Below are 11,592 nucleotides of genomic sequence, written 5' to 3'. Positions count from 1 at the left end.
TTTTTCACGGTTGGTTACCAGTTAGCGGGAAGACCTAGGCCATGAGTGGGTGACCGTGATCACACGCGCTCGATCTTGTGACTGGCCGTGACTAAACGGTGATCACTCCCCGTTGTCGAACGCGCCGATGGCCGCCGCGACGTCCAGGACGCGACGGGCGTTGTCGACGTGCAGGTTCTCGATCATCCGGCCGTCGACGGTGACCACGCCGCGCCCCTCGGCGGCCGCGGCCTCGAAGGCGGCGATCACCCGGCGGGCGTGCTCCACCTCGGTATCGGACGGGGCGAAGACTTCGTTGCACGGTCCGATCTGGCCGGGGTGGATCAGCGTCTTGCCGTCGAAGCCGAACTCGCGGCCCTGGCGGCACTCCGCGGCGAAGCCGTCGAGGTCCTTCACGTCGTTGTAGACGCCGTCGAGGATGACCTTGCCCGCCGCGCGGGCGCCGAGCAGGGCCAGCGACAGGCCGGTCAGCAGCGGCGCGCGGCCGGGCACGTGCTCGGCGTGCAGTTCCTTGGCCAGGTCGTTGGTGCCCATGACGAGCACGGTCAGCCGCTCACTGGCCGCGGCGATCTCGTGCGCGCGCAGCATGGCGATGGGCGTCTCCACCATCGCCCAGATCGCGGTGTGGTCGGGCGCGCCCGCGGCCTCCAACGCGCGCTCGATGGCGTGCACATCGGCAGCGGAGTTCACCTTGGGCACCACCACCCCGGCCGGACCGGCCTCGGCGGCGGCGCGCAGGTCGTCGACGTGCCACTGGGTGTCGAGGCCGTTGACGCGGATCGTCAGCTCGCGGCGGCCGTAGCCGCCAGCGCCGACGGCCTCGCACACCCGCTTGCGGCCGTCGGCCTTCGCGTCGGGGGCGACGGAGTCCTCCAGGTCGAGGATCAGCGCGTCGGCGGGCAGGGTCTTGGCCTTCTCCAGCGCGCGCTCGTTCGCGCCGGGCATGTAGAGGACCGAGCGGCGGGGCACGTACGTCATGCGGACACACCTTCCTCGACGGCCGACTTGGTCGCGGCCTCGTACGCGGCGGCCAGCTCGGGGTCGCGCGCGGCGAGCGCGTCGGCCAGGTCGGCGACGACCCGGCACTGCTTGACCGTGGCGTCGTCCTGCATCTTCCCGTCGATCATGACCGCGCCCGTGCCGTCGCCCATGGCGGCGATGACCCGCCGGGCCCACGCGACGTCCTCCGGCGCAGGCGAGAACACCTTCTTGGCGATCGCGATCTGCTTGGGGTGCAGGCTCCACGCGCCGACGCAGCCGAGCAGGAACGCGTTGCGGAACTGGTCCTCGCAGGCCACGACGTCGGCGATGTCGCCGAAGGGCCCGTAGTAGGGCAGGATCCCGGCGGCCGCGCAGGCGTCGACCATGCGCGCGACGGTGTAGTGCCAGAGGTCCTGCTGGAAGGTGGTCCGGCCCGCGGTGAGGTCGTCCCCGGTCGGGTCGGTGCGGACGAGGTAGCCGGGGTGGCCGCCGCCGACCCGGGTCGTCTTCATCCGGCGGCTGGCGGCGAGGTCGGCCGGGCCGAGGGAGATGCCCTGCATGCGCGGGCTCGCGGTGGCGATCTCCTCGACGTTGGCCACGCCGCTGGCGGTCTCCAGGATCGCGTGCACCAGCAGCGGCCTGGTCAGGCCCGCGCGGGCCTCCAGCTGGGCGAGCAGCCGGTCGACGTAGTGGATGTCCGCGGCGCCCTCGACCTTGGGGATCATGATCACGTCGAGCTTGTCGCCGATCTCGGTCACCAGCGTGATCAGGTCGTCGAGCACCCACGGCGAGTCCAGGCTGTTGACCCGGGTCCACAGCTGCGTGTCGCCGAAGTCGGTGGTCTTGGCCACCGCGACCAGCCCGGCCCGCGCCGCCTCCTTGCGGTCGGCGCGGACGGCGTCCTCCAGGTTGCCCAGCAGCACATCGGCCTGCGCCGCCATGGCGGGAACCTTGGCGGCCATCTTCTCGTTGCTCGGGTCGAAGAAGTGAATCATCCGGGAGGGCCGGAACGGGACCTCCCGCAGCGGTTCCGGCGCGCCGACGGCGAGTGGGCGGAAGAAGTCCTTGGGGGAACGCATCGGGCCTCCGAGCTGTCTACCGGCCGGTAACTGACTAGATGTTCTAGTCGACCACGGGCCCTGCCGGACCGCCATCGTGACCAACGACATGAGGGAGCAGGGTGTTCGACATCCCACCGGCTTTCGCCGAGGGCTTCGCCGACCGGGAGGGCGAGGCGGGCCGGGCCTGGCTGGCCAGCCTGCCCGCGCAGGGCGCGGCGATGCTGGACCGCTGGTCGCTGCGCCCGGACGGCCCGTCGTGGCACGGCTTCTGCTCGGTGGTGCAGCCGGTCCGCCGCGCCGACGGCGCCGCGGCGGTGCTCAAGATCGGCTGGCCGCACCCTGAGGCCGAGCACGAGGCGCTGGCCCTGCGCCTGTGGGACGGCGACGGCGCGGTCCGGCTGCTGGCCGCCGACGGCTGGAGCCTGCTGCTCGAACGCCTCGACGCCGACCGCACCCTGATGGACGTCCCGCTGGACAAGGCCCTGGAGATCACCGCCGAGCTGATCCGCCGCCTCGACCGGCCCGCGCCCGCGCCGGTGCGCCACCTGCGCGCGGTCGCCGAGCGGCTGGCCGTCGACCTGCCCGCCGACAACGCCGCGCTCAAGGCGACCGGCGAGGCCGTCGACGACGAGCTGATCGACCGCGCCGCGGCCTACTGCCGCGAACTCGGCCCGGTGTCGGTCTCGCGGCTGGTCAACGAGGACCTGCACTACGAGAACGTGCTCGGCGGCGCGCGGGAGCCCTGGCTGGTCATCGACCCCAAGCCGATCGCGGGCGACCCGGAGTTCGGCCTGATCCCGATGCTGTGGAACCGCCACACCGACGGCGACCTCGCCGACCGGCTGGACGCGCTGGTCGAGGCCACCGGCATGGACCGGGCCAAGGCCCGCAAGTGGACCTTGGTGCGCGCTGTCGAGTCCTGGCTCTGGTCCGACGATGACGATCCGGCAGGCCAGAGCGCCGAGGCGATCATCGACGCCCTGAGCTGAACGGCCCGCCGGGGACACCGGGGGCGGCCGGGGCGAACCCCGGCCGCACCCCCAGTCCCCGGCGTCCACAGCGCCTTCCCCCCACGCCGTGGCGGGACCAGCACACCGCGTCCGATGCCGCCACCGCCAGCTATTCGATCGTGCTCGAATGGTCACTAGGCTGGGCGCGTGATGGTTGTGCGCCTGGACGCGGCCGCGCTCGCCCGGGTCCGGCTGGCCCCATCGCCCGCCACCGAGGCCATGGAGTGGCTCGCCTACACCGCGGGCGGCCTCCCGCACCCGCTCTACGGCGATCCCGGCCCCACGGCCCGGTTCGCCCTGCGCGACCCGGACGTGCGGCTGGTGGCGGTGCTGTTCGCCGCGTCGCCGCCCAAGTCGATCCCCGACCTGCTGACCCCCAAGCCCGCCGCCGTGCCCGCCGACCGCGTGTTCGCCCAGCAGCTGGAGCGGATGGCCGCCACGTCGGCCGAGGCGGTCATGGCCCAGCTCGCCGCGGCCACCCACGGCGCCGATCCCCGGCTGCGCGCGGCCGCCGAGTCCGGCACGTTCGCCAGGCGCGCCGCGAACGGGATGGCGCGGTTCTGGGCCGCGGCGATGGCCGACGACTGGCCGGGGCTGCGCGCCCGCATCGACGCCGACCTCGCACGGCGGGCGCGCACGATGGCCGCCGGGGGCATCGGCGCGCTCATCGACTCCCTGCACGCCAAGACCCGCTGGGCCAACGGCTGCATCGAGATCGACAAGCCGTACACCGAGACCTACGAGCTCAACGGGGACGAGCTGGTGCTCTCGCCGTCGGTGCTGGCCTGGCCGAACCTGTTCAGCCAGTTGGGCAACCCCGACGACAGCGTGCTGATGTACCCGGCGGTCGGCGGTCCCGACGCGGCGGGACCGTCGTCGCTGGACCGGCTGGTCGGCGCCACCCGCGCCCGCCTGCTGATCAGCCTCGACCGCCCGAGCACCACCACGGAGCTGAGCAGGCGGCACGGGCTCGCCGCCGCCACCGTCTCCCACCACCTCGCCGTGCTGCGCGACGCGGGCCTGGTCGCCAAGTACCGCGACGGTCGCTCGGTGCGCTACCAGCGCACGGACACGGGGGACGCGTTGACCGGTGAGCACGTCGACAGGCGGCTAGCCTGACCGGCGTGGCTACCACCAGGGTGTTCGCGGCGCAGCTGGTCGGGCTGCCGGTGTTCGGCCCGGACGGCGAGTCGATCGGCAAGATCGGCGACCTGGTGGCCGGGCTGCGCGCCGACGGCGCCCCGCCCCGGGTGCTCGGCCTCGTCGTCGAGCTGGCGACCCGGCGGCGGATCTTCGTGCCGATGCTGCGGGTCGCCGCGATCGAGCCGCAGGCGGTCACGCTGGCCACGGGCCTGGTCAACATGCGGCACTTCACCAAGCGCCCGCACGAGGTGCTGGTGATCGGTCAGCTGCTGGACGCGCGCGTCACGGTCATCGAGTCCGGGCGCAGCGCGGTCGTGGTGGACACCGCGATGGAGCCGACCCGGACCCGCGACTGGGTGCTGGGGCGCATCGCCGTGCGCGAGCGCACCGGGCGGCTCGGCAGGCGCGGGCCGGTCGAGGTGCTGGACTGGTCGGAGGTGCGCGCGCCGGGCATCACCGAGCTGGTGGGGCAGCCGCAGGACGCGCACCGGCTGCTGGCCGTCTTCGAGTCCATGCGGGCGGCCGACGTGGCCAAGGCCATGCAGGAGCTGCCAGCCAAGCGCCGCTATGAGGTCGCCGACGCCCTCGACGACGAGCGGCTGGCCGACGTCATCGAGGAGCTGTCCGAGACCGCCCAGACCGACCTGCTGCGCCACCTCGACGAGGAGCGCGCCGCCGACGTGCTGGAGGCGATGGACCCCGACGACGCCGCGGACCTGCTCGCCGAGCTGTCCGAGCCGGACAAGAACCGGTTCCTCGAACTCATGGCGCCGGAGGAGTCCGCGCCGGTCAAGCGGCTGCTGGAGTACAGCCACGACAGCGCGGGCGGGCTCATGACGCCCGAGCCGATCGTGGTGGCCCCCGACTCCCCCGTCGCCGAGGCGCTGGCCAGGGTGCGCAACCCCGACATCACCCCGGCGCTGGCCAGCATGGTGTTCGTGTGCAGGGCGCCGAGCGCCACCCCGACCGGGCGCTACCTCGGCCTGGTGCACACGCAGCGGCTGCTGCGCGAGCCGCCGTCGGACCTGGTGGCCGGGCTGGTCGACCGCGACCTGACCGCCCTGCGGCCCGCCGACACGCTGCTGGAGGTCACCCGCTTCTTCGCCACCTACAACCTGGTGTGCGCGCCGGTCGTCGACGACGGCGAGCACCTGGTCGGGGCGATCACGGTCGACGACGTGCTGGACCACCTGCTCCCCGAGGGCTGGCGGCATTCCGAAGGGGTCATGGGTGCCTGAGCCGACATTCCGCCGCAGGCTCGACCAGCCGAGGGCGCCGCGCAGCCTCCGGGTCCGGTTCGACCCGGAGGCCTTCGGCCGGTTCTCCGAGCGGCTGGCCCGGTTCCTCGGCACCGGCAAGTTCCTGTTCTGGCAGACGCTGATCGTCGTCGTCTGGATCACGCTGAACCTGGTGGCGGTGTCGCTGCGCTGGGACCCCTACCCGTTCATCCTGCTGAACCTGGCGTTCTCCACCCAGGCCGCCTACGCCGCCCCGCTGATCCTGCTGGCCCAGAACCGCCAGGACGACCGGGACCGGGTGTCGCTGGAGGAGGACCGGGCGCGCGCCGCGCAGACCAAGGCCGACACCGAGTTCCTGGCCCGCGAGCTGGCCGCGCTGCGGCTGGCGATCGGCGAGGTCGCCACCCGCGACTACCTGCGCGGCGAGCTGGAGAAGCTCAGGACCGGGCTGTCCGGGGAGCCCCGGCGCAAGTCCCGCGACGAACTGCCGTTCTGACCCTCACTCCGGCTGGTCGGCGAGGTCCCCGCAGATCCGGCCGATCTCGGCCAGCTCGGCGGCGTCGAGGTGGGCGACGAAGTGGCGCACGATGCCCGCCAGGTGCGTGTGCGACGCCGTCCTGAGGGTGTCGAGACCACGCTCGGTGAGCGCGGCGACCACGCCGCGCCCGTCGCCCGCGACCCGCTCGCGGGCCACCAGGCCCGCGCGCTCCAGCCGGTCGACCAGGCGGGTCACGCCGGAGCGCGACAGCAGGACGGCGTCGGCCAGCTCGGCCATCCGCAGCCGCCGCCTCGGCGCCTCGGCGAGCTGGAGCAGCACGTCGTATGACCCGAGGGAGAGGCGCTGCTCGGCCACCAGCTCGGCCTCCAGGCTGCGCGTGATGCGGGCGTGCGCGCGCAGGAAGTTCCGCCAGGCGGCGAGCTGTTCTCGGGTCGGCCGGGCGGCCTGCTGCGGCACCGTCAACGGCGTCCTCCTTCACGGGGAGAGACTGCCGATCGTACGGAGCGTGGTTGGCTGCCTCGCCACCAGCCCGTGTGGCGCGGGCCATGCGGACAGCGGCCTACCACTCCGTAACATGGATAGGTGACTTCCACGCAGCAGGTCCCCAGCACCGAGGCCGTGCGCACCGCGCTCGCGGGGGTGCAGGACCCCGAGATCCACCGGCCGATCACCGAGCTGGGCATGGTCAAGGACGTGACCGTGCACCCGGACGGCCGGGTGGACGTGGGCGTGTACCTCACGGTGGCGGGCTGTCCGCTGCGCGACAAGATCACCCGCGACGTCACCGCCGCGGTGTCGGCTCTGCCGGGCGTGGTCTCGGTCGCCGTCGAACTCGACGTCATGTCCGACGAGCAGCGCACCGCCCTGCGCAAGTCGCTGCGCGGGGACGCCGAGGAGCCGCGCATCCCGTTCGCCGAGCCCGGCTCGCTGACCAGGGTGTACTGCGTGGCCTCCGGCAAGGGCGGCGTCGGCAAGTCCAGCGTGACGGTCAACCTCGCGGTCGCCATGGCCGCGCGCGGCCTCAAGGTCGGCATCGTCGACGCCGACATCTACGGCCACTCGATCCCGCGCATGGTCGGCGCGACCGACAAGCCGACCAAGGTCGAGAAGATGATCCTCCCGCCGCAGGCCAACGGCGTGAAGGTGATCTCCATCGGCATGTTCACCCCCGGCAACACCCCGGTCGTCTGGCGCGGCCCGATGCTGCACCGCGCCCTCCAGCAGTTCCTCGCCGACGTCTTCTGGGGCGACCTGGACGTGCTGCTGCTCGACCTGCCGCCGGGCACCGGCGACATCGCCATCTCCGTCGCCCAGCTGATCCCCAACGCGGAGATCCTGGTCGTCACCACCCCCCAGCAGGCGGCGGCCGAGGTCGCCGAGCGCGCGGGCGCCATCGCCCTGCAGACCCGGCAGCGGGTGGCGGGCGTGATCGAGAACATGTCCTGGCTGGAGATGCCCGACGGCTCCCGCATGGACGTCTTCGGCACCGGCGGCGGCCAGGCCGTCGCGGACTCGCTGACCCAGGCCGTCGGCTCGGACGTCCCCCTGCTCGGCCAGGTCCCCCTCGACCCCCGCCTCCGCGAGGGCGGCGACGCGGGCGAGCCGCTGGTCACGTCCCAGCCCGACGCCCCGGCGGCGAAGGTGCTGCACGAGATCGCGGGCAAGCTCACCGTCCGCGCCCGCGGCCTGGCGGGCCGCATGCTCTCCGTCAGCCCCGCGGGCCGCTAGCCCTGTCCCCCTGCGAGCGGGCTTTCACCGCTCGCGGGGGTCGTGGGCGCCTGTTCAGCCGGTAGCCGGCCTGGACGACGTGAGCGGTCGCGCCGAGGTGCTCGACCACCAGCCTGCGCGACTCGGCGTCGCTTCTCCCCGCACCCCCAATGGCGCCGGGATCAGGTCGCGTCGGGGTCGAAGTCCGGCTTCTTCTCCGGGGCGGGCGGGGCGGCGGGCTTGATCTGCGGGATCGGGGGCTGCGGGGCGTAGCCGTTGGGCTTGGTGCCGTCGTGGTCGTCGCCGAAGAGGTGGTTGGCCATCATCTGCTTCGGGTCGAAGTTGCGCAGCCTGCGCAGGTCCTCAAGGGGCTTGCGGATGTCGTCGTACTCCGGGCCCAGTTCGTTCTTCAGCTGGTCGCGGGCCCCGGTGGCGAAGTCGCGGACCTTGCGGATGCTGCGCCCGAGCCAGGCGGCCGCGTCGGGCAGCCGCTCCGGGCCCAGGATGAACAGCCCGGCGATGCCGAGAACCAGGATCTCGGCCCAGCCGATGCTCTCGAACACCCTGACACCTCCGCGCTCGCTCCTGGCCCCAGACTAGCCAATCAGTCCGAGCCCAGGGTTACCTGAATCGTGAGCTCCTGCCCCTGCCGGGCCAACACGACGGGAACAGTGTCCCCCGGGCGGTTCGCGCGCACGGCCACGGTGAGCTCCGCGGCGGTGCGGACCTGGCGGTCGCCGACCTTGCGGATGACGTCGCCCTCGACGATGCCCGCGCTGTGCGCGGCGCCGCCCTCGGTGACGTTGACGACCTGCGCGCCCTCGGCGGTGTCGGCCGAGACCGACCGCACGTTGGCGCCGAGGTCGGCGTGCGCGACCCGGCCGTCGCGGATCAGCGCCTCGGTGATGCGGCGGGCGTCGTTGGACGGGATGGCGAAGCCGAGGCCGACGCTGCCCGTGTTGCCCGCGCTGCTGCGGATCGCCGAGTTGATGCCGACCAGCGCGCCGGTCGAGTCCACCAGCGGACCGCCGGAGTTGCCCTGGTTGACGGCCGCGTCGGTCTGGATCGCGTCGTAGGTGATGGGCGCGGTTCCGTTGTCGCCGCCTGCGACCACCGGGCGGTGCAGGGCGCTGACGATGCCCTCGGTGACGGTGTCGGTCAGCCCCAGCGGCGACCCGATCGCGATGACGGCGTCCCCGACCTGCAGTTCGTCGGAGTTCCCGAACTGGAGCACGGTGGGGTTGTCCACGTCGACCTTGATCACGGCCAGGTCGGTCTTGGGGTCGGTGCCGACGATGGTCGCCTCGGCGCGCGTGCCGTCGGTGAACAGCGCGGTGATCCGCGCGGTCTCGTCGGCGCGGCCCTCCAGGGTGACGACGTGCCAGTTGGTGGCGATGTACCCGGCGCCGTCGATGACCACGCCCGACCCGAACCCGCCGCCCCCGCGTTCCAGCTTCACCTCGATGGAGACGACCGCGGGCCGCACGCGGGCGGCGATGTCGGCCACCGAACCAGGTGGCCGCTCCTTGCCTGGCTGCGCCTCGGCGAGGGTGACGTCCCTGGTCAGGCTGTCGCCGCCGCGGGCGAGCAGCCAGCCCCCGATTCCGCCCGCCGCCCCGATCAGCAACGCGACGACCCCGAGCACGACCAGCGCGGACGGCTTGACCCGCCTGCCGAAGAGCACCTCGGGCAGGCTCAGCTGCCGTCCCCGGTCCCCGGGCGCCGCCTTCGCCGCGGCGTCGTCGTCGCGGTCCAGGGCGGGAGGACCGATGACGGCGCCCGCGCCCGGATCGCGCCACGGGTTCTGGTCGCCGGACCACATCGGGTCCTCGTCGTCGGGGGCGTTCGAGCCGTGGCCCGGGGGGCGCTGGAGGGTGTCCCGCTGGCCCTCGGGCCTGCCGAACGCGGAGGCGAGCGCCTCGGTGGTGGGCGGGGCCTGGCGGAGGGTGTTGAGGGTGGGACCGGTGGCGGCGAACGCGCCTTCCACGCCGGAGGGACGCCCGAAGACGGCGGATTCCGCCGGATCGACGGCGGGCCGCTGGAGGGGGCGAGGGCCCACCCGCTGGTCGGGTGGGATCTCGGGCGTGGCAGGTGGCTGGTCGTTCATCGTGGTACAGCATGCATGGGGGGCGGTGAAGACCCTGTTCGTCGGGCTCGCACTCTCCCCTTGCCTTTCGCGCGCAGGGGTTTTGACGCGAGTTTCTTGGGGGTGTCCGATGGGGCGAACTCGCATTCGCGGGGCCCCTAAGCGAGACGGCGCGGCGCGGATTAGGGGCGGAGCGGCGAAGCCGTCCGCGCCGAGCGAGGGTAGCACCGTCTCGCTCCCCACGAATGCGAGTCCGCCCCATCGGACAGTTGTCCGGGGCGTGTTGCGTTTAGTGGGTGCTTGCGATGGCCCTGCCACACTTGGCCCGTGGCTGCTGGTCCTGGGCTCCTGGCCGCTGGTCCTGGGCTCTGGCCCTTGGCGCTCGGCCCCTGCCCTCGACTCCCGGCCGCTGGCCCTGGGCTCCTGGCCGCTGGCCATGGGCTCTGGCCCCTGGTGCCTGGCCCTGGCCGCTGGCTCTTGACCCCTGGCCCCTGGCTCCCAGCCCCCGGCCCTCGACCTCTGGCGTTGGCCGCTGCCCCCGAACCGCCTGCCCTTGTCCGTTTGCCGTGTGCCTGGGGCTGTCGGCCGGCCGGGCCTACTTCCCCTGCCGCCCACGGGCTCTACCCGGGCAGTGGCTTGCTTGGCCCTCTGGCGGGTGCTCAGCGGGCGGAGAAGAGGCCGAAGCCTACCGAGGTGGTGGCGGGTTCGGCGTCCGCTGGGTCGGGGGGCGACTGCATCCAGGCCGCGGGGGACTGGATGGGGGGTTGGTCGCCGGAGTTGACCAGGGCCAAGGCGCCCAGCATGAGGCCGGAGACGACTACGCCCGCGCCTGCGCGGCGGCCGAGGACGGCTCGGCCCTCGCCTAGGCGGGGGGAGGAGCCGAGGGGTTCGCCGCCGGGGAAGGCCTCGGGGCGTTGGACGGTGACGAACTGGCCGTCGGGGGTCATGGCGAGGTTGTCGGGGGCCGAGGGGAGGTCCACCTCGTGCGGGATGGCGCGCAGCGCGGCCAGCAGGCCCGCTGGGGCGCCGGGGGCGTCTGCCCCACGGACAGCGGCCCTGGCCTGGCGCTGGGCGGCTATCTCGGCCGAGCAGCAGGAGCAGCGGGCGGCGTGCTGGGCCGCGCGCTGGTGGGCGCCTGCCGACAGCTCGCCGTCGACGAACGCGACGACGGCGTCCGGCAGCAGGTGCTGTTCGGACAGGCCCCAACTCATGAGGCGGCCTCCGCGGCGGCGGCGAGGTCTCGGCGGCGTTCCAGCGAGGCCTTCAGGGCCTGGCGTCCCCGGTGGATTCGGCTGCGCACGGTTCCGAGCTTAACCCCAAGTGTGGCGCCGATCTCCTCGTACGAGAGGCCTTCCACATCACAGAGGACGACCGCGGCGCGGAAGTCGGGGGGCAGCTCGTCGAGGCTGGCCTGCAGGTCGGGGTCGAGGTGGGTGTCGGCGTAGATGTCCTCGGGGCTGGGCTCCTCGCCCTTGATGCGCTCGCTGTTCTCCGGCAGCGCGTGCATCTTGACCCGGCCCTTGCGGCGGACCATGTCGAGGAAGATGTTGACCGTGATGCGGTGCAGCCAGCCCTCGAACGTCTGGGGCTTGTAGCTGTTCAGCGAGCGGAACACCTTGATGAAGACATCCTGGGTGATGTCGTCGGCGTCGTACTTGTTCCCGGAAAGCCGGTAGGCGAGTCGGTACACGCGGTCGGCGTGCTCGCGCACGACCTCGTCCCAGGACGGGGTGACCCACTCCACGTCCTCGACCGGCACCGTCTGCGTCATCGCGGGGATGTGCACCTCCTGGAGGCTGTTGCCCTGGTCAACGTTCGTCGCTCGCCCTGTGTTCCCCATGTGCCGAAGTTCCCCCGCTCGGACCCG

12 protein-coding genes are annotated in these 11,592 nt (G+C 73.0%); 5 read left to right on the top strand and 7 right to left on the bottom strand.

Features of this window, described 5'->3' with window-relative positions; translation table 11 throughout:
- Positions 1 to 102: 102 nt before the first annotated feature.
- Both Actkin_RS04180 and Actkin_RS04175 read right to left on the bottom strand, forming a co-directional pair.
- Positions 103 to 978 (bottom strand): HpcH/HpaI aldolase/citrate lyase family protein, encoded by an 876-nt coding sequence (locus Actkin_RS04180; protein ID WP_258906010.1) that lies wholly within the window; start codon positions 976 to 978, stop codon positions 103 to 105.
- Positions 975 to 2,060: an HpcH/HpaI aldolase/citrate lyase family protein gene (locus Actkin_RS04175; protein WP_258906009.1), complete on the bottom strand. Its 1,086-nt coding sequence runs from the start codon at positions 2,058 to 2,060 to the stop codon at positions 975 to 977. The genes Actkin_RS04180 and Actkin_RS04175 overlap by 4 nt, the downstream gene beginning before the upstream one ends.
- A gap of 101 nt (positions 2,061 to 2,161) precedes the next feature.
- Here Actkin_RS04175 and Actkin_RS04170 point away from each other — a divergent pair, with 101 nt between their 5' ends.
- The 4 genes from Actkin_RS04170 to Actkin_RS04155 all read left to right on the top strand — a co-directional run bounded on the left by Actkin_RS04170 (position 2,162) and on the right by Actkin_RS04155 (position 5,929).
- On the top strand, positions 2,162 to 3,031 hold the full coding sequence (locus tag Actkin_RS04170; protein WP_258906007.1) for an aminoglycoside phosphotransferase family protein: 870 nt from the start codon (positions 2,162 to 2,164) through the stop codon (positions 3,029 to 3,031).
- A gap of 171 nt (positions 3,032 to 3,202) precedes the next feature.
- The gene (locus tag Actkin_RS04165) at positions 3,203 to 4,171 is read left to right on the top strand and encodes a helix-turn-helix domain-containing protein (protein ID WP_258907848.1); all 969 of its coding nucleotides are present in this window, start codon (positions 3,203 to 3,205) and stop codon (positions 4,169 to 4,171) included.
- Positions 4,168 to 5,433, top strand: coding sequence for a magnesium transporter MgtE N-terminal domain-containing protein (locus Actkin_RS04160; protein WP_258907847.1), 1,266 nt, complete (start codon positions 4,168 to 4,170; stop codon positions 5,431 to 5,433). The genes Actkin_RS04165 and Actkin_RS04160 overlap by 4 nt, the downstream gene beginning before the upstream one ends.
- Positions 5,426 to 5,929, top strand: coding sequence for a DUF1003 domain-containing protein (locus Actkin_RS04155; RefSeq protein ID WP_189208322.1), 504 nt, complete (start codon positions 5,426 to 5,428; stop codon positions 5,927 to 5,929). Before Actkin_RS04160 ends, Actkin_RS04155 begins: the two co-directional genes overlap by 8 nt.
- 3 nt (positions 5,930 to 5,932) lie before the next feature.
- Here Actkin_RS04155 and Actkin_RS04150 read toward each other — a convergent pair whose 3' ends face one another.
- Entirely contained in the window at positions 5,933 to 6,394 is a 462-nt protein-coding gene (locus tag Actkin_RS04150) for a MarR family winged helix-turn-helix transcriptional regulator (RefSeq protein ID WP_189208323.1), read from the bottom strand.
- A 120-nt stretch (positions 6,395 to 6,514) separates the two neighbouring features.
- On the opposite strand from Actkin_RS04150, the gene Actkin_RS04145 reads away from it, so the two are divergent.
- Positions 6,515 to 7,660: an Mrp/NBP35 family ATP-binding protein gene (locus Actkin_RS04145; protein ID WP_258906005.1), complete on the top strand. Its 1,146-nt coding sequence runs from the start codon at positions 6,515 to 6,517 to the stop codon at positions 7,658 to 7,660.
- Between the two features lie 161 nt (positions 7,661 to 7,821).
- On the opposite strand, the gene tatB is transcribed toward Actkin_RS04145, so the two are convergent.
- The 4 genes from tatB to sigE all read right to left on the bottom strand — a co-directional run bounded on the left by tatB (position 7,822) and on the right by sigE (position 11,565).
- A complete protein-coding gene (gene tatB / locus Actkin_RS04140) occupies positions 7,822 to 8,202 on the bottom strand; it encodes a Sec-independent protein translocase protein TatB (RefSeq protein ID WP_189208325.1) in 381 nt (126 codons plus the stop codon).
- Between the two features lie 41 nt (positions 8,203 to 8,243).
- A complete protein-coding gene (locus Actkin_RS04135) occupies positions 8,244 to 9,746 on the bottom strand; it encodes a S1C family serine protease (protein ID WP_189208326.1) in 1,503 nt (500 codons plus the stop codon).
- Positions 9,747 to 10,384: 638 nt separating this feature from the next.
- Positions 10,385 to 10,936 carry a zf-HC2 domain-containing protein gene (locus Actkin_RS04130; protein WP_189208327.1) on the bottom strand — a complete coding sequence of 184 codons (552 nt, stop codon included), beginning with the start codon at positions 10,934 to 10,936 and terminating at the stop codon, positions 10,385 to 10,387.
- Positions 10,933 to 11,565, bottom strand: a complete 633-nt coding sequence (gene sigE / locus Actkin_RS04125; protein WP_258906001.1) for an RNA polymerase sigma factor SigE — start codon at positions 11,563 to 11,565, stop codon at positions 10,933 to 10,935. The genes Actkin_RS04130 and sigE overlap by 4 nt, the downstream gene beginning before the upstream one ends.
- Positions 11,566 to 11,592 lie beyond the last annotated feature (27 nt).

The sequence above is a fragment of the Actinokineospora sp. UTMC 2448 genome (assembly GCF_024760565.1).
GTDB lineage: Bacteria > Actinomycetota > Actinomycetes > Mycobacteriales > Pseudonocardiaceae > Actinokineospora > Actinokineospora fastidiosa.
The sequence above is the reverse complement of the archived record's forward strand: the minus strand, read 5'-3'. Positions and strand labels throughout refer to the sequence as shown.

Bases quoted from the DNA above. Each gene is read 5' to 3' on its own strand.
- Actkin_RS04180 (WP_258906010.1), bottom strand. From the start codon at position 978: ATGACGTACGTGCCCCGCCGCTCGGTCCTCTACATGCCCGGCGCGAAC.
- Actkin_RS04175 (WP_258906009.1), bottom strand. From the start codon at position 2,060: ATGCGTTCCCCCAAGGACTTCTTCCGCCCACTCGCCGTCGGCGCGCCG.
- Actkin_RS04165 (WP_258907848.1), top strand. From the start codon at position 3,203: ATGGTTGTGCGCCTGGACGCGGCCGCGCTCGCCCGGGTCCGGCTGGCC.
- Actkin_RS04135 (WP_189208326.1), bottom strand. From the start codon at position 9,746: ATGAACGACCAGCCACCTGCCACGCCCGAGATCCCACCCGACCAGCGG.
- Actkin_RS04130 (WP_189208327.1), bottom strand. From the start codon at position 10,936: ATGAGTTGGGGCCTGTCCGAACAGCACCTGCTGCCGGACGCCGTCGTC.
- sigE (WP_258906001.1), bottom strand. From the start codon at position 11,565: ATGGGGAACACAGGGCGAGCGACGAACGTTGACCAGGGCAACAGCCTC.